At 72.5% G+C, this 15,795-nt stretch carries 16 protein-coding genes; 13 read left to right on the top strand and 3 right to left on the bottom strand.

Features of this window, described 5'->3' with window-relative positions; genetic code table 11:
* Nucleotides 1-179: 179 nt before the first annotated feature.
* From ACSQ11_RS16855 to ACSQ11_RS16845, 3 genes are all read left to right on the top strand, one after another.
* Nucleotides 180-485 carry an antitoxin gene (locus ACSQ11_RS16855; RefSeq protein WP_436007652.1) on the top strand — a complete coding sequence of 102 codons (306 nt, stop codon included), beginning with the start codon at nt 180-182 and terminating at the stop codon, nt 483-485.
* Nucleotides 486-556: 71 nt separating this feature from the next.
* The gene (locus tag ACSQ11_RS16850; RefSeq protein WP_436007650.1) at nt 557-958 is read left to right on the top strand and encodes a DoxX family protein; all 402 of its coding nucleotides are present in this window, start codon (nt 557-559) and stop codon (nt 956-958) included.
* 40 nt (nt 959-998) lie between these two features.
* Nucleotides 999-1,466: an SRPBCC family protein gene (locus tag ACSQ11_RS16845; RefSeq protein ID WP_436007648.1), complete on the top strand. Its 468-nt coding sequence runs from the start codon at nt 999-1,001 to the stop codon at nt 1,464-1,466.
* A gap of 30 nt (nt 1,467-1,496) precedes the next feature.
* On the opposite strand, the gene ACSQ11_RS16840 is transcribed toward ACSQ11_RS16845, so the two are convergent.
* Nucleotides 1,497-2,027, bottom strand: a complete 531-nt coding sequence (locus ACSQ11_RS16840; RefSeq protein ID WP_436007646.1) for an MGMT family protein — start codon at nt 2,025-2,027, stop codon at nt 1,497-1,499.
* 23 nt (nt 2,028-2,050) lie between these two features.
* Here ACSQ11_RS16840 and ACSQ11_RS16835 point away from each other — a divergent pair, with 23 nt between their 5' ends.
* From ACSQ11_RS16835 to ACSQ11_RS16810, 6 genes are all read left to right on the top strand, one after another.
* Nucleotides 2,051-3,310 carry an MFS transporter gene (locus tag ACSQ11_RS16835; RefSeq protein WP_436007644.1) on the top strand — a complete coding sequence of 420 codons (1,260 nt, stop codon included), beginning with the start codon at nt 2,051-2,053 and terminating at the stop codon, nt 3,308-3,310.
* A gap of 153 nt (nt 3,311-3,463) precedes the next feature.
* A complete protein-coding gene (locus ACSQ11_RS16830; protein WP_436007642.1) occupies nt 3,464-3,862 on the top strand; it encodes a CBS domain-containing protein in 399 nt (132 codons plus the stop codon).
* Between the two features lie 156 nt (nt 3,863-4,018).
* Nucleotides 4,019-5,860: a proline--tRNA ligase gene (locus tag ACSQ11_RS16825; RefSeq protein WP_436007640.1), complete on the top strand. Its 1,842-nt coding sequence runs from the start codon at nt 4,019-4,021 to the stop codon at nt 5,858-5,860.
* Nucleotides 5,857-6,618, top strand: a complete 762-nt coding sequence (locus ACSQ11_RS16820) for an HAD family hydrolase (protein WP_436007638.1) — start codon at nt 5,857-5,859, stop codon at nt 6,616-6,618. The genes ACSQ11_RS16825 and ACSQ11_RS16820 overlap by 4 nt, the downstream gene beginning before the upstream one ends.
* 7 nt (nt 6,619-6,625) lie before the next feature.
* Entirely contained in the window at nt 6,626-7,417 is a 792-nt protein-coding gene (locus ACSQ11_RS16815) for a TSUP family transporter (protein ID WP_436007636.1), read from the top strand.
* The gene (locus tag ACSQ11_RS16810; RefSeq protein ID WP_436007634.1) at nt 7,407-8,090 is read left to right on the top strand and encodes a nucleoside/nucleotide kinase family protein; all 684 of its coding nucleotides are present in this window, start codon (nt 7,407-7,409) and stop codon (nt 8,088-8,090) included. The genes ACSQ11_RS16815 and ACSQ11_RS16810 overlap by 11 nt, the downstream gene beginning before the upstream one ends.
* Here ACSQ11_RS16810 and ACSQ11_RS16805 read toward each other — a convergent pair.
* Entirely contained in the window at nt 8,065-9,987 is a 1,923-nt protein-coding gene (locus ACSQ11_RS16805; protein WP_436007632.1) for an alpha-amylase family protein, read from the bottom strand. The genes ACSQ11_RS16810 and ACSQ11_RS16805 overlap by 26 nt on opposite strands.
* 77 nt (nt 9,988-10,064) lie before the next feature.
* On the opposite strand from ACSQ11_RS16805, the gene ACSQ11_RS16800 reads away from it, so the two are divergent.
* The 4 genes from ACSQ11_RS16800 to ACSQ11_RS16785 are packed head-to-tail and all read left to right on the top strand — an operon-like array spanning nt 10,065 to nt 13,717.
* On the top strand, nt 10,065-11,471 hold the full coding sequence (locus ACSQ11_RS16800) for a ferredoxin reductase family protein (protein WP_436007630.1): 1,407 nt from the start codon (nt 10,065-10,067) through the stop codon (nt 11,469-11,471).
* Nucleotides 11,472-11,527: 56 nt separating this feature from the next.
* Entirely contained in the window at nt 11,528-12,076 is a 549-nt protein-coding gene (locus ACSQ11_RS16795) for an FMN-binding protein (RefSeq protein WP_436007628.1), read from the top strand.
* On the top strand, nt 12,073-12,849 hold the full coding sequence (locus tag ACSQ11_RS16790) for an FAD:protein FMN transferase (RefSeq protein ID WP_436007626.1): 777 nt from the start codon (nt 12,073-12,075) through the stop codon (nt 12,847-12,849). Before ACSQ11_RS16795 ends, ACSQ11_RS16790 begins: the two co-directional genes overlap by 4 nt.
* Before the next feature lie 28 nt (nt 12,850-12,877).
* The gene (locus ACSQ11_RS16785; RefSeq protein WP_436007624.1) at nt 12,878-13,717 is read left to right on the top strand and encodes a PhzF family phenazine biosynthesis protein; all 840 of its coding nucleotides are present in this window, start codon (nt 12,878-12,880) and stop codon (nt 13,715-13,717) included.
* Here the strand turns inward: ACSQ11_RS16785 and ACSQ11_RS16780 are convergent.
* The gene (locus ACSQ11_RS16780) at nt 13,714-15,705 is read right to left on the bottom strand and encodes a thioredoxin domain-containing protein (RefSeq protein ID WP_436007623.1); all 1,992 of its coding nucleotides are present in this window, start codon (nt 15,703-15,705) and stop codon (nt 13,714-13,716) included. The two genes, ACSQ11_RS16785 and ACSQ11_RS16780, sit on opposite strands and share 4 nt — an antisense overlap.
* Nucleotides 15,706-15,795: the final 90 nt, after the last annotated feature.

Raw genomic sequence — 15,795 nt, 5'->3', positions numbered from 1 at the left:
AGGAGGGCCCGGGCAAGGGCACGGTCAGCACCACCTCAGGAGTTGGTCAAGCGTGATGGAGGGCTGCGAGACCCCCACGGCCCACCCCGAGAGCGCACACTGGGGCGCACCCGCCGGGAACCTCGTGGCCGCGCCGCGAGTTCCTCGGGCAGACCCATCACCGACCTCAGGAGGACCCCATGGCTCGTGGTGTCATCAAGCTCGCCGCGATCGCCGGCCTGGCCAAGCAGGCCCGCGACTACGCCCGCAAGAACCCCGACACCGTCTCGTCGGCGATCGGCAAGGTCGAGGCGGCGGTGAGCAAGAAGGTCGGCCCCAAGTACGCCGGGCACGTCGGCACCGGCGGCAAGGCCCTGCGCTCCGGCCTCGGCATCGCCGCGACCCAGCCGACGACCCAGCCGACGACCCAGCCGACGACCCGCCCGACCACCGGTGCCACCCCGCTCCGGGCCGACGAGACGATCCAGCGGCCCCCGACGTCCTGACGAGTCCACCGGCTCCAGGCCCACGCCCCCGCTGCCCGTGCAGCGGGGGCGTGGTCTGTCACGATGGCCGTATGCCGCTGACGAACCCTCCGCTCGACAAGGCCACCATCGGGCTCGCGACCCTCTTCCTCACCTCCGGCACGACCCACCTCGTGCGGCCGCAGACGTTCGAAGGGATCGTGCCGCACGTGCTACCGCGCAAACGCGAGCTCGTCTACGTCAGCGGTGTCGCCGAGATCGTCTGCGCGCTCGGGCTGCTCCACCCGCGCACCCGCAAGGTCGCGGGCCTGGCCAGTGCCGCGCTGCTCATCGGCGTCTTCCCGGCCAACGTCCAGATGACCGCCGACCACGCCAGGCGCGCGCAGCGTCGCGGCGACACCGGCTCCAAGGCGTTCTTCGCCGGCACCGTGGCACGCCTGCCCATGCAGGTCCCGCTCATCCGGACCGCGCTGCGCGCCGCCGGCCGTCTCTGACCGCCCTCGCGAAGGGGCGACCCGGTCCTACGCTGGGTTCATGGCCGCCTTCGAGCTCACCCGTAGCACCACCATCGCCGCGTCGCCGGCCACGGTGCACGCCCTCATCGACGACTTCCACAGGTGGGAGGCGTGGTCACCGTGGGAGGACGTGGACCCCGACATGCGCCGGGCGTACTCGGGCTCGGACGATGGCGTCGGCGCCCGCTACGAGTGGAAGGGCAACCGCAAGGCCGGTCAAGGGTCGATGGAGATCACGCACTCGAGCCCGGAGCGGATCGGGATCGACCTGCACTTCCTCAAGCCCTTCAAGGCCGACAACCAGATCGAGTTCGTGCTCACTCCGAGTGGCGGAGGCACGGCGGTCGACTGGACGATGCGCGGCAACAACACCGGGCTCACGGCCCTGTTCACCCGGATCGTCCCGACCGAGAAGCTCGTGGGCAAGGACTTCGACAAGGGCCTCGCCCAGCTCAAGCGGGTCGCGGAGTCCGGCGCCCCTGCCTGACCTCGAGCCACGACCGACGACGACGCCGGGTCAGGTCCGCCAGGACAGGTCGGCGTCGTCGAGGGCGGCATCGAGCATCCCCAGCGCCTTGGGTCCCATCCCGTGCAGGGCGAGGACGTCGGCCCGGCGCCACTCGCTGAGCTCCTCGAGGGTCGTCACGCCCGCCGCGGCGAGCGCACGCGCCGCCGGGTTGCTCGTGTGGGGGATCGCCGTCCCCATCCGTTCGAGCGTCTCGGCGATCCGGGCCCGGTATGCCGTGGCGAGCGCGTCCAGGTCGGCGCGGTAGTCCGCGATGCGGCAGCCCAGACCGTTGCGCTTGACGAGGATCCCCTCGTCGGCCCAGTGCGGCCGCGCCCTGTCGAGCAGGTCACGGGGCAGGTCGCCCGCGGCGTTGGTCACCCGCCACCACGTCAGCCCCTCGCTGTGGTTCGCCATGAACGACCCCACCTGCCGCGGCCCGATGCCGACGATCGCCCCGAGGTCGCCGTAGCTCACGACCCGCCCCCGCGGCACGAGCTCGACGAGGGTCAACACCCGCTCGATGGTCAGCTCGCTCGCCATGCCGGCCAGCCTAGGCTGAGGGCGTGACGACGACCGCCGCCCCGACCCTCTGGCGCGACGCCGACTTCGTCCGCTACTGGGGCTCGCGCGCGGTGACGATGGTCGGCTCGTCGGTCACCGCCGTCGCGCTCCCGGTCCTCATCTACCAGGTCACCGGCTCGCCCGCGCTCACGTCGTCGCTCATGGCGACGAGCACCCTGTCGATGGCGTTCTTCGGGCTCGTCGGCGGAGTCCTCGGCGACCGCTTCGACCGGCGCCGGATCATGGTCGCGGCCGACCTCGTGAGCGCCGTGGCCATCGGGAGCCTCGTGCTCGCGCACCTCGCCGGGGTGCTCACCATCCCGCACGTGTATGCCGCTGCCTTCGCCTCCGCGTCGGCCGCCGTCCTCTTCGACGGCTCGAGCGCCGGGGCGCTGCCGACGCTCGTGGGTCGGTCTCGACTGCCCGACGCCAACGCTCGGATCTGGGGCACGCAGGGCGTCCTCGACGTCGCCATGCCCGCCGCCGCCGGCCTGGCGCTCGTCATCTGGTCGCCGGCGACCCTGCTCGTCGTCGACGTCCTGTCGTTCGTCGGCAGCCTGCTCCTCGTGCGGGCCATCCGCTCCGCCCTCAACGGTGCCCGGGACCGCACGACCCGGGTCACTGCGGGCGACCTGGGGAGCGACCTCGTCGAGGGCCTGACCTACCTGCGGCGCCACCCGACCCTCTGGCCCCTGGCGATGGTTGCCGTCTTCGGCGCCGGGTCGGCCGCCGCGCTCCTCGGGCTCGTCGTGCCGTGGGCCGACCGCGTCCTCGGTGTCGGCACGAGTGGGTGGCGCTTCGGCCTGCTCTTCGGCAGCTGGGCGGCGGGCGCGTTCCTCGCGTCCTTCCTCATGCCCAGGCTGAGCCGCCGCTTCGGGGCGATCCGCCTCGCTCAGACCCTCTTCCCGGCGATGACGGTGCTGCTGCTCGTGCTCAGTGCCCTGGACCGCTATGGGGTCGCGCTCGCGGTCTACCTCGGCTACGCGACCCTCCACGTGCTCGTCATCTCGGCCACCGTCACCTACCGGATGCAGGTCATCCCCGAACGCCTCCTGTCCCGCGTGAGCACCGCCTCGCGGACGATCTCGTGGGGCGGGGGAGCGACGATCGGCGTGCTCGTCTCCGGCCAGGTCGCCTCGCGCTGGGGCGTGCCGACGGCGCTCGTCGTCGTCGCGCTCGCCAACGGCTGCGCAGCGCTGCTCACGTGGGTCCCGGCGCTGCGGCGGGCGGCGCCGTCGGCCAGGTTCGTCGACACCGACTGACCGGCCCGTCGCGGGTCTTGTGCCCCTGGGGTCGCCGGAGGAGAGTGGCAGCGACGACGCGCCGGATCGGCCCTCGTCGCCCAGGCCGAACCCCGCGCCGCCCCGGAGAGGTCCACCACCGAGGAGGTTCCCATAACGACGGCCCGAGACATCATGCACGCGGGGACGCAGTGCATCAAGGAGGACCAGACGCTCGACGAGGCGGCGCGGATGATGCGCGACCTCGGCGTCGGCTCCCTCCCCATCTGCGGCCACGACGAGAAGCTGCACGGCATCATCACCGACCGCGACATCGTCATCAAGTGCGTCGCCGAGGGCATGGACCCGGGCATGTGCACCGCGGCCGAGCTCGCCCAGGGCAAGGTCACCTGGGTCGACGCCGACACCGACATGACGACGATCGTCGAGACGATGGGACGCGAGCAGATCAAGCGCATGCCGGTCATCCACGACCACCGGCTCGTCGGGATGATCAGCGAGGCCGACCTCGCCCGTCACCTCGACGACCGGCAGCTGAGCCGCTTCGTCGAGGGCGTCTTCGCCCGACCCTGACCCCCAGCGCGCGGTGCGGCCCACCCCGCCAGCCATCGCACCCTTCGGTGGTCCGGACCGGCCACCTCGGTGAGGCGCGCGGAATGGGAGTGAACGGCATACGAGGTCGTCGTTATCCTTGGCGGGTTCCCCCCACCAAGACTCTGGAGACCTCCTGTGGCCATGCGCATGTCCTCGCTGTTCCTGCGAACCCTGCGCGACAACCCGGTGGACGCCGAGCTGCCCGGTCACCGGCTCCTCGTGCGCGCCGGCTACATCCGTCGCGCCGCCCCCGGCATCTACACGTGGCTGCCGCTCGGGCTCAAGGTGCTGCGCCGCGTCGAGGCGATCGTGCGCGAGGAGATGGACGCGATCGGAGCGCAGGAGCTGACCTTCCCGGCGCTGCTGCCGCGTGAGCCCTACGAGGCGACGAACCGCTGGACCGAGTACGGCGACAACATCTTCCGCCTCCAGGACCGCAAGGGCGTCGACTACCTGCTCGGGCCGACGCACGAGGAGATGTTCACCCTCGCGGTCAAGGACATGTTCAGCTCGTACAAGGAGCTGCCGCTCAGCCTCTACCAGATCCAGAACAAGTACCGCGACGAGGCGCGTCCGCGCGCCGGGCTCCTGCGTGGGCGCGAGTTCATCATGAAGGACTCGTACTCCTTCGACGTGAGCGACGAGGGTCTGCAGGCGTCCTACGAGGCCCACCGCGCGGCCTACATCCGGATCTTCGACCGGCTCGGGTTCGAGTACGTCATCGTCGCCGCCATGTCCGGCGCGATGGGTGGCTCGGCGAGCGAGGAGTTCCTCGCCGTGAGCCCGATCGGCGAGGACACCTTCGTCCGCAACGACAGCGGTTCGTATGCCGCGAACGTCGAGGCCGTCGTGGTCGCCCAGGCCGCCGCCGTCGACGCGTCGGGCACGCCCGCCGCGCACGTCGAGGACACCCCGGACACCCCGACGATCGAGACGCTCGTCGCCGCGCTCAACGCCAACCACGCGCGTGAGGACGGTCGCGAGTGGACGGCCGCCGACACGCTCAAGAACGTCATCGTCATGCTCGTCCACCCGGACGGCACGCGTGAGCCGCTCGCAATCGGCGTCCCCGGCGACCGCGAGGTCGACGCCAAGCGGCTCGAGGCGCAGGTCTCGCCGGCCGAGGTGGAGGCGTTCGAGGAGAGGGACTTCGCGGCGAACCCCGCGCTCGTCAAGGGCTACATCGGCCCGGGCGTCCTCGGCGAGGAGCGCTCGTCCGGCATCCGCTACCTGCTCGACCCGTCGATCGCCGAGGGCTCCGCGTGGGTCACCGGCGCCGACGAGCACGGCAAGCACGTCCTCGACCTCGTCCACGGTCGCGACTTCACCGCCGACGGCACGATCCAGGCCGCCGAGGTGCGCGAGGGCGACCCGAGCCCCGACGGCAACGGCGTCCTGCACACCGCGCGCGGCATCGAGATGGGCCACATCTTCCAGCTCGGCCGCAAGTTCGCCGAGGCGCTCGACCTCAGGGTGCTCGACGAGAACGGCAAGCTCGTCACGGTGACGATGGGCTCCTACGGGATCGGCGTCTCGCGTGCCGTCGCCGCGATCGCCGAGGGCAACCTCGACGAGGCCGGGCTGTGCTGGCCGCGCAACGTCGCGCCCGCCGACGTCCACGTCGTCGCCACGGGCAAGAACCGCGACCGCGACGGTTCCGTCTTCGAGAAGGCCGACGAGCTCACTGCGGCGTTCGAGGCGCACGGGCTCGAGGTCATCTACGACGACCGCGAGAAGGTCAGCCCCGGCGTGAAGTTCAAGGACTCCGAGCTCATCGGCGTCCCGACGATCGTCGTCGTCGGCAAGTCGCTCGAGAACGGCGTCGTCGAGATCAAGGACCGCCGCACCGGCGAGCGCCGCGAGGTCGCCGTCGACGCGGTCGTCGACGAGGTTGTGCGCGAGGTCCGCGGCGGGCCCGCGGTCCTCGGCAGGGCCGAGGTCACCGGCGAGGGCGCGCCTGCCGAGGCCCAGGCATGAGCGGTGCCCGCCCCCTCGAGGCCGTGATCTTCGACTGGGGCGGGACGCTCACGCCTTGGCACGACGTCGACCTGCCGCAGCAGTGGCGCGTCTACGCGCGTGAGGTCCACGGCATCCCGGTCGACGCGGCCGACATGCCCGCCGAGGACCTCGCCGAGGCCGACTCGCTGGCGCTGCGCATCCTCGAGGCCGAGGACCGTGCGTGGCAGCGGGGACGCACCGACCACTCCAGCGCCACCCTCGAGGACATCCTCGACGACGCCGGGATCGACCCGACGCACGACCGGCACCACCTCGCGCTCGCGGCATACCGCGGGTTCTGGGAGCCGCACACGCACACGGACGCGCAGGTGCGACCGGTGTGGGAAGGCCTGCGCGACAGGGGTATTCGCATCGGGGTGCTCTCCAACACCATCTGGTCGCGCGACTACCACCGTGAGGTCTTCGAGCGCGACGGCGTCCTCGACCTGCTCGACGCGGACGTCTACTCGTCCGAGATCCACGTCGTGAAGCCGCACGCCGACGCCTTCCGCGCGGCGTGCGACGCGGTGGGTGTCGACCCGGAGGCCGCGGCCTACGTCGGCGACCGTCCGTTCGAGGACGTCCACGGACCGCAGCAGGTCGGCATGCGCGCCATCTGGATCCCGCACTCCGACATCCCGGTCGACCAGCAGGTCGCCGTCGAGGTCACCCCCGACGCCGTGGCCCACGAGCTGCTCGACATCCTCGACATCGTCGACTCCTGGTCGGGGGCATGACGCCGGCATGACCGAGATGCTGGGCGACGTCGGGCTCACCACGCTCGCGCTCATGGCCCTCGCCGGGTTCGTCGCCGGCTGGATCGACGCGGTCGTCGGCGGCGGAGGTCTGATCCAGATCCCGGCGCTGCTGCTCGGCTTCCCCGGCGCCAGCCCGGCGCAGGTGCTCGCGACCAACAAGATCGGCTCGATCGCCGGGACCGTCGCCAGCGCGACGACCTACTGGCGGCGGGTGCGGCCCGACCTGCGCACGGCCCTGCCGATGGCGGGCGTGGCCTACCTCGGTGCCATCGGTGGCGCGCTCATCGGGCTGCACATCCCCAAGTCGGCGTTCAACCCGATCATCCTCGTCATGCTCGTGGCGGTCGGCGCCTACACCCTGTTCAAGCCCTCGCTCGGTACGAGCACGGCGCTGCGCTGGGACGGCACCCGGCACACGATCGTCGCGATGGTCGTCGGCTTCGTCATCGGCATCTACGACGGCGCCCTCGGGCCGGGCACCGGCTCGTTCATGGTCTTCGCGCTCGTCGGGCTCATGGGATATGCCTTCCTCGAGGCCAGTGCCAAGGCCAAGATCGCCAACTTCGCCACCAACCTCGGCGCCCTCACGGTCTTCGCCCCCGGCGGCCACGTCATGTGGAAGGTCGGTGCCGTCATGGCCGTCGCCAACCTCCTCGGCGGCTACGTCGGGGCGCGCACGGCGGTCTCCCGCGGCAGTGGTTTCGTGCGTATCGTCTTCGTCATCGTCGTGGCCGCGTTCACGATCCGGATCGGAGGGCAGGTGCTCGGTGTCTGGTGAGCCCCCCGTGGTCGAGGACCTCCTCCCACGCCTGCTCGAACTCGTCGCCCGCGTCGCCCCGCGTCGCGCCGTGCTCGGCATCGCCGGGCCACCCGGAGCCGGCAAGACGACCCTGGTGACGCGGCTGCTCACGGCCGTGACGGCATACGAGGGTCTGTCCGGGCGGGTCGCGCACGTGCCCATGGACGGGTTCCACCTCACCAACGCCGAGCTCGACCGTCGGGGCCGGCGCGACCGCAAGGGCGCCCCCGACACGTTCGACACGAGCGCGTATGCCGGTGTGCTGGCTGCCGTGCGCACCGAACCTCGCGCTGTCGTCACCGCGCCGAGCTTCGACCACGTCGTGGGGGAGCCGGTGCCGGACGCACTCGCCGTGCCGCTGACCGCCGACCTCGTCGTCACCGAGGGCAACTACCTCCTGCTCGACGAGGGCGGCTGGGGCGACGTCCCCGACCTGCTCGACGAGGTCTGGTGGTGCGCGCTCGCCCCGGACGCCCGCGTCCAGCGCCTCATCGCCCGCCACGTCGAGACCGGCCGCGAGGTCGCGGACGCGACCGCGTGGGTGCTGCGCTCCGACGAGGCCAACGCGCGCGCCGTCGCCGAGGGCGAGGCTCGCGCGGACGTCGTGCTGCTCGACGGCGTCGTCGTCAGCGCTCGGCGACCGGAGTCGTGAGCCAGAGAACGGCGTAGGGCTCGAGCACGACGTCACCGCCGTCCCAGCGAAGGGCCGCACCGGTGATGGCGTCGCTCGAGGCGTCGACCCCCAGCTCGTGGGCCCGGTGCCCCGGCCACCTTCGCCACGTCGGCGTGACGTTGTGCAGGGCGACGAAGCGCCCGAGCGGGTGCTCGCGCACCGTGACGAGGACGCCGGGGTCGTCGACCGGACCGACCCGCGACTCGATGCTGCCGTGCAGGTGGGGGAGCGAGGCGCGGGCGCGGACGAGCTCGCGCAGGTCCTCGAAGACCCGGGCCGAGGTCGCGGTCGGGTCGTGCCGCGCGTCGTGGCGCTCGCGTTCGAGGCGCGGGCGGTGCGCCCACCGGTTGTCGTCCTCGTGACCCGGCTCGTCGGCCCAGTGGGGGTCGTTGGGCTGGCCGAGCTCGTCACCGCTCCAGATGACCGGGATGCCGCCCCAGCCGAGGACGACGGCGTGACCCAGGCGCAACGCGCGCGCCGCGAGGTCGCGCTCCTCGTCGGTGCGGGCGGTCGAGAGTCCGACGAGGCTGGCCGCCGTGCCGCTCGTGCGCCCGTCATCGGTCTCGGGGTTGTACTGGAAGACGAGGCCGTCGGCGTTCGAGCCCCACTCGTCGCCGGCGTACCAGCGGGTGAGGAACCTGCGGTGCGCGTGGCCGTCGAGCCCGACCGCGGCCGCGTCATCGTCCTGGATCGCCCAGCCGATGTCGTCGTGACAGCGCAGGTAGGTGAGCCACGTCGACGTCGTGGGCTTCGTGGGCAGCCGCTCGAGGGCGTGCGCGGCCAGCCGGACGTCCTTCGTCGCGAGCATCGACCAGACCTGCACCATGAGGCTGTTGTGGTAGGCGAGGTCGCTCACCTTGCCGGAGTAGCGACCCTGCCCGAGGTAGGCGAGCAGCTTGCTCGGCGCGACGATCGCCTCGGCCTTGAACGCCACTGCGGGACAGGCGATCCGGGTCAAGGCACGCAGCGCCTGCGTGATCGCGTGCACCTCCGGCTCACCCTGGCAGTCGGTGCCCATCCGCTTCCACATGAAGGCGATCGCGTCGAGCCGGAAGACGTCGACTCCGCGGTTGGCGAGCTCGAGGATGATCGCGGCGAACTCGCGCAGGACGGCGGGGTTGGACCAGTTGAGGTCCCACTGCCACTCGTTGAACGTCGTCCAGACCCACCCGTCCAGCTCGTCGTCCCACGTGAAGCTGCCGGGCGCGAAGTCGGGGAAGACCTCGGGCAGGGTCCGCTCGTAGGCGTCGGGCAGCGTCCGGTCGGTGAAGACGTGGAAGTACTCCCGGTATGCCGTGTCGCCGGCGCGCGCTCGCGCGGCCCAGTCGTGCTCGCGTGCCACGTGGTTGAGGACGAGGTCGAGCACGAGGCTCACGCCCTCCTGATGCAGTGCGGAGGCGAGGTCGGCGAGGTCGTCCATGTCGCCGAGGTCCGGGCGGACCGCGCGGTAGTCGGCCACGGCGTAGCCACCGTCGTTGTCGCCCTCGCGCGGCTGGAGCAGCGGCATGAGGTGGAGGTAGGTCACCCCGAGGTCGCGCAGGTAGGGGATCTCGGCGGCCACCCCGCGCAGGTTCCCCGCGAACCGCTCGGTGTAGGCGGCATACCCGACCATCGACGGGTCCTGGAGCCAGTCGGGACGCAGGATGCGCTGGAGGTCGCGGCGTCGCAGGGCGGGGGAGCGGGCCCGGAACGCCTGTGCCGCAAGGGAGACGAGCTCCTCGGCGAGGACGGTGGCGCCGCCGCCGTGCAGCGGGACGAGCGCGTCGTGGAGGTCGGGCCACCAGCGCTCCAGGCGCAGCGTGAACATCTCGCGCAGCTCGGGCGCGACTCCGGCGAGGTCGACCTCGGGCGGCAGGGGCGTCGTCACGAGCGCCATTGTGGCCCCGACGGACTCACTGCGCGCGCAGTGCCCACCCACAGCAGGCCCACAGGCGAGCGCCCCACCCTCGAACCATGACCGCACTTCCCCGCCCCCGCGTCGTGGGCAGCCGACGCGCCCCGAGCGCTGCACCCGTCCCCGGCTGGTGGCGCGAGGCCTCGGGTCTCGCCCTCTGGGCCCTGCTCGTCTGGGTGACCTGCCTGTGGGTCCTCCACGGCGGGCTGCACGACCTCACCGGGCTCGGCGACGGGCTCACGTCCCTCGGCCGGCTCACCGGCCTGCTCGCCTCCGCGCTCCTGCTCGTGCAGGTGCTGCTCATGGCGCGCGTGCCGTGGGTCGAGCAGGCCTGGGGCCAGGACCAGCTCGCCCGGACCCACCGGCTCGTCGGGTTCACGTCGTTCAACCTCATGGTGGGGCACATCGTGCTCATCGTGCTGGGCTACGCGGCCTCCTCCGAGCTCGGACTGTGGGGGACGGTGTGGGACCTCGTCGTCAACTACCCGGGCATGCTCCTCGCAGTCGCCGGGACGGCGGCGCTCGCCATGGTCGTCGTCACCTCGGTCAGGAAGGCACGGGCGCGCCTGCGCTACGAGTCCTGGCACCTCATCCACCTCTACGGCTACCTCGGCGCCGGTCTCGCGCTGCCGCACCAGCTCTGGACCGGTCGCGACTTCACGGCGTCCTCCATCTCGACGTGGTTCTGGTGGACCCTGTATGCCGTCGCCGCAGGCTCCGTGCTCGTCTTCCGCGTGGGTCTGCCGCTGGTGCGGTCCCTGCGCTCTCCGCTGCGCGTGACGGAGGTCCGGCACGACGCCGCCGACGTCACGACCGTCACGGTGACCGGACCGGGCGTCGAGCGGCTGGCGGCGCAGGGCGGGCAGTTCTTCCAGTGGCGCTTCCTCGACGGGCCGGGCTGGACGCGGGCGCACCCGTACTCGCTGTCCGCGGCGCCGGACGGGCGCTCGCTGCGCTTCACTGCCTCCCACGTGGGCGACGGGACGCAGCGGCTGGCCTCGCTGAGGGCCGGGACGCGCGTGCTCGTCGAGGGCCCGTACGGCCGACTCCACCGTGGTGTGCGCACCCGCCGCAAGGTCCTCCTCATGGGCTCGGGCATCGGGATCACGCCGATGCGTGCGCTCCTCGAGGACCTCGAGCTCGAGTCGGGCGACGTCACCGTGATCCACCGGGTGCGCGACACCGCGACCGCAGTCCTCGCCGACGAGATCTCGGCGCTCGCGGACGAGCGCGGGGGCCGCTACCTCCTCGTCGCTGGCCCTCGCATCCCGGGCCGTGACACGTGGCTCCCGGTGTCGGCCGAGCACCTGTCCGACGTCGACGCGCTGCGCCACCTCGTGCCCGACGTGGCCGAGCACGACGTCTTCCTCTGCGGCAGCCCCGGCTGGATGGAGGCGGCGAGGGCCGCGGCCCTCTCCGCCGGCGTGCCCCGGGAGCACGTCCATCTCGAGCGCTTCAGCTACTGAGCCCCCCCGACCGCCACACCCACGACCACCCTCACGACACCCCCTCGGAGACGACCATGCGCCGCATCACCCTGTGGATCGCGAGCACGGCGACGATGCTCGTCCTGCTCTTCAGCTATCACACGTCCACCTCGTCCGGCACGACGACGAGCATCAGCTCACCGGTGAACGGCGGCGCCGTCGCGGCCGCCGGCGGCACGGGGTCGAGCTCGGGCTCGTCGAGCAGCTCGGACTCGTCCGGGTCGTCCGACTCGTCCGGTTCGTCGAGTTCGGGCACTTCGGGCTCGTCGGGGAGCTCGGGCTCGTCGAGCAACGGCTCCTCGTCGTCGAGCTCGACGGTGACCGGTGACGCCGTGTCGACCCGCTACGGCGACGTCCAGGTCCAGATCACCGTCGCCGGGGGCAAGGTCACCGCCGCGACCGTGACGCAGGTCCCGTGGCGCGACCACAAGGACCAGGAGATCAACTCCTACGCGGTGCCCATCCTCAACGACGAGGCCGTCGCGGCTCAGAGCTCGAGCATCGACATGGTCTCCGGGGCGACGTTCACCTCCGAGGGCTACATCCAGTCGCTCCAGTCGGCGCTCGACCAGGCGGGGCTGTGAGCACCCTCGAGATCCCCGTCCGGCGGCCCCGGACGGAGCCCACGCGGCGGGTCTTCGTGCACGAGGTCATGGGGACGGTGGTGAGCATCCACGTCCGCACCGACGACCCGCACTCCGAGCACCTCGAGGCGGCCAGCGAGCACGTGCTGGCCCACCTCCGCCGCGCCGACGAGGTGCTCAGCACGTGGCGGGCCGACAGCGACCTGCTGCGGCTCCAGCACGGCGAGATCGACGCGCGCGACGCCCACCCGTGGGTCGCCGAGGTGACCGACCTGTGCCTCGAGGCCGAGGACCGGACCGACGGCCTCTTCCGTGCCTGGCGGACCCGTGGGGGTGGTCGCCCCACCTTCGACCCGACCGGTCTGGTCAAGGGCTGGGCGGTCTCGGCCGCCTCGGCGCACCTCGAGACCGTGCCCGGCGTCGCCTTCAGCGTCGGTGCCGGCGGCGACGTCCTCGTCGGCACCGGTCGCGGCTGGGACGCCGTGGCACCCGTGTGGCGCATCGGCATCGAGGACCCGCGCGACCGCACCTCGATCGCCGAGGTCGTCACCCTGTCCCGCGGTGCCGTCGCCACGTCGGGTGCTGCGGCGAGGGGTGCCCACATCGTCGACCCGCGCACCGGCCTCGGCATCGACCGGCCCGGGTCCGCGACGGTCGTCGGGCCGGACCTCGTGTGGGCCGACGTCTGGGCGACCGCGGCCTTCGTCGACCCCGTGCGGGCGGGACGGCTGCTGGAAGCCCGCGACCCGGCATACCGGCTCCTCGCGCTCTGAGCTCCAGTGCCTGTGCTGGGATGGTCCGGTGCTGCCCTTCCGACAGGTCGACGTCTTCTCCTCCGAGCCGTGGCTCGGCAACCCGCTCGCCGTCGTGCACGACGCCGAGGGGCTGACCGACGCGCAGATGGCGGCGTTCGCGCGCTGGACCAACCTCTCCGAGACGACGTTCCTCTGCCCGCCGACCGACCCGCGGGCCGACTACCGCGTGCGGATCTGGACGACCGGGGGCGAGCTGCCCTTCGCCGGACACCCGACGATCGGGAGCGCGCACGCCTGGCTCGAGGCGGGCGGCATCCCGCAGGGCGACGTCGTCGTGCAGGAGTGCGGCGCCGGGCTCGTCGACGTGCGCCGTTCTCCTCGGCTGGGATTCGCGTCCCCGCCGCTGCGGCGATCCGGCACGGTCGAGCCGGAGGTCCGCCGCCGCATCGTGCGCGGGCTCGGGCTCTCCGACGACGCGGTCGAGGACATGGCATGGGTCGACAACGGACCCGGCTGGGTCGGGGTCGACCTCGGCTCGGCCGAGTCGGTCGTCGGCGTCGTGCCCGACCTCGCCGCCTTCACCGACCTCAAGGTGTGTGTCATCGGTCGATGGGACGAGGCGACCGCCATGAGCCTCGGCGCGGACGTCGAGGTGCGCGCCTTCTTCGCCGACGGCAACGACTTCGCCGAGGACCCCGTCACCGGCAGCGCAAACGCCGGTCTGGCCCAGTGGCTCATCGGCACCGGCGCCCTCCCCGACAGCTATGTCGCGCGGCAGGGCTCGGTCATCGGGCGCGACGGTCGCGTGCACGTCGAAGCCGTCGACGGCGACGTCTGGGTGTCGGGCGACGCCGTGACGCGCATCGAGGGGACGGTCGACCTCTAGGCCCGCGCCAAGGCGGCGCGCAGGCTCTCGACGTCGGTCACCGGTGCCTCGCAGACGAACCCACGGCACACGTATGCCGTCGGCCCGCCTCCCACGGTCGGCCTCCCCTCGAGCAGCGGCTGGCCGGGGGAGTCCGGTGCGCCGGAGGCGAGGACGAGCCCCGGCGAGGTGCTGGCCCGCACCACCGACAGCATCTCGTCGGCCACCGACCCCTCGCCGACGACGGCCACCTGGAGGGGGCCGGTGAGGGCCGCCTCGGCGACCGCCAGCGTCCACCCCGCGAAGCGCGGGTCGCGGCCGGCGAGGGCACCGACGCTCGCGAGTGCGGAGTCGGCGGCCGCGCGGTGGGACGACGACCCGACGAGGGCGGCATACGAGAGCCACGCCCCGGCGAGCGAGGAGACGCCCGAGGGTTCGGCGTTGTCGGCCTGGCTCCTCGGGCGGGTGAAGAGCGGCTCGGCGTCGTCGGCGGTGTCGTGGACCGCGCCGTCCTCGTCGCGGAAGTGGGCGAGGGCGGTGTCGAGGACGTCCCCGGCGGCGGAGAGCCAGCGAGCGTCCCCGGTCGCCTGGTGCAGCGCGAGCAGCCCCTCTGCGAGGTTGCCGTGGTCGTCGGCCACTCCCGCCGCGGCCCCCACGACACCGTCACGCGAGGCCCGCCGCAGCCGTCCGTCCACGACGTGCGTAGAGACGACGAACTCGGCGCACCGCACCGCCGCCTCGACGAGGTCCGGCCGGTCGAGGAGCGCGCCCGCGTCGGCGAGGCCGGCGATGGCCAGGCCGTTCCACGAGGTGACGACCTTGTCGTCACGGGCCGGCTGCGGCCGGGCTTCGCGGGCCGCGAGCAGGCGGGCGCGCACGTCGGCCCACCACGCCTCGTCGGGGGGTTCGGTGCGGAGCTGGAGGGTCGACGTGCCGTGCTCGAACGTGCCCTCGGGCGTCACCGACAGGAGGGCGGCTGCGGCCCGCCCGTCCTCCTCCCCGAGCACCTCCACGAGCTGGCTGGGGGTCCAGGCATAGGTTGCGCCCTCCACCCCGACGCCGTCGACGACCGTGTCGGCGTCGAGGGCGGACGCGAACCCGCCCTGCGCCGTGCCGAGGTCGCGCACGATGAAGTCCGCTGTCCCGGAGGCGATCCGACGCCACAGCGGCTCACCCGTCGCGCGCCACAGGTGGGTGTAGGCACGGAGCAGCTGGGCGTTGTCGTAGAGCATCTTCTCGAAGTGCGGGACGACCCAGTCCGCGTCGACGGCGTACCGCGCGAAGCCCCCGGCGAGCTGGTCGTGGATGCCCCCGCGGGCCATCGCCTCGGCGGTCCCGCGGGCCATGGCGAGGGCGTCGGCATCACCGGTCCGCGCATGGTGGCGGAGGAGGAACTCGAGCACCATCGACGGCGGGAACTTCGGGGCGCCGCCGAAGCCGCCGCGCGCGAGGTCGTAGTGCCGGCGGAGGGCGAGTACGGCGGTGTCCGTCGTCTCAGCGGTGATGGGCGAAGGCGCCGCGACCGCCGTCATCTCCCGCAGCCGACCCGCGATGTGCGCGCCCGACGCCAGGACGTCGTCGCGCTGCTCGGTCCAGACCCGACCCACGTTGGCGAGCAGCGAGAGGAACTGCTCGCGGGGGAAGTAGGTCCCGGCAAAGAACGGGTCGCCGTCAGGGGTGAGGACGCACGTCATCGGCCACCCACCGTGGCCGGTGAGCGCGGTCGTGGCGTTCATGTAGACCGCGTCGACGTCGGGGCGTTCCTCGCGGTCGACCTTGACGGCGACGAACCCGGCGTTGACGACCTCGGCGACCCCGACGTCCTCGAACGACTCGTGCGCCATGACGTGGCACCAGTGGCACGCGGCATACCCGACGGACAGCAGGATCGGGACGTCGCGGCGGCGTGCCTCCGCGAAGGCCTCGGGACCCCACTCCTGCCAGTGGACGGGGTTCTCGGCGTGCTGGAGAAGGTAGGGGGAGGTGGACGCGGCGAGCCGGTTGACCATGCCGCCAGCCTTTCACGCCACCCGGTACGAGCAGGTGTCGGGAATCCGGGTGCACCACCGATGCGGTGGGCCCGGATCCCCGACACCTGG

The sequence above is a fragment of the Knoellia sp. LjRoot47 genome, assembly GCF_964253435.1.
Lineage (GTDB): Bacteria > Actinomycetota > Actinomycetes > Actinomycetales > Dermatophilaceae > Knoellia.
The sequence above is the reverse complement of the archived record's forward strand: the minus strand, read 5'-3'. Positions and strand labels throughout refer to the sequence as shown.

Coding starts and splice junctions, on each gene's coding strand:
- ACSQ11_RS16855 (WP_436007652.1), top strand. CDS start 180: ATGGCTCGTGGTGTCATCAAGCTCGCCGCGATCGCCGGCCTGGCCAAG.
- ACSQ11_RS16850 (WP_436007650.1), top strand. CDS start 557: ATGCCGCTGACGAACCCTCCGCTCGACAAGGCCACCATCGGGCTCGCG.
- ACSQ11_RS16845 (WP_436007648.1), top strand. CDS start 999: ATGGCCGCCTTCGAGCTCACCCGTAGCACCACCATCGCCGCGTCGCCG.
- ACSQ11_RS16840 (WP_436007646.1), bottom strand. CDS start 2,027: ATGGCGAGCGAGCTGACCATCGAGCGGGTGTTGACCCTCGTCGAGCTC.
- ACSQ11_RS16830 (WP_436007642.1), top strand. CDS start 3,464: ATGCACGCGGGGACGCAGTGCATCAAGGAGGACCAGACGCTCGACGAG.
- ACSQ11_RS16820 (WP_436007638.1), top strand. CDS start 5,857: ATGAGCGGTGCCCGCCCCCTCGAGGCCGTGATCTTCGACTGGGGCGGG.
- ACSQ11_RS16815 (WP_436007636.1), top strand. CDS start 6,626: ATGACCGAGATGCTGGGCGACGTCGGGCTCACCACGCTCGCGCTCATG.
- ACSQ11_RS16805 (WP_436007632.1), bottom strand. CDS start 9,987: ATGGCGCTCGTGACGACGCCCCTGCCGCCCGAGGTCGACCTCGCCGGA.
- ACSQ11_RS16800 (WP_436007630.1), top strand. CDS start 10,065: ATGACCGCACTTCCCCGCCCCCGCGTCGTGGGCAGCCGACGCGCCCCG.
- ACSQ11_RS16795 (WP_436007628.1), top strand. CDS start 11,528: ATGCGCCGCATCACCCTGTGGATCGCGAGCACGGCGACGATGCTCGTC.
- ACSQ11_RS16780 (WP_436007623.1), bottom strand. CDS start 15,705: ATGGTCAACCGGCTCGCCGCGTCCACCTCCCCCTACCTTCTCCAGCAC.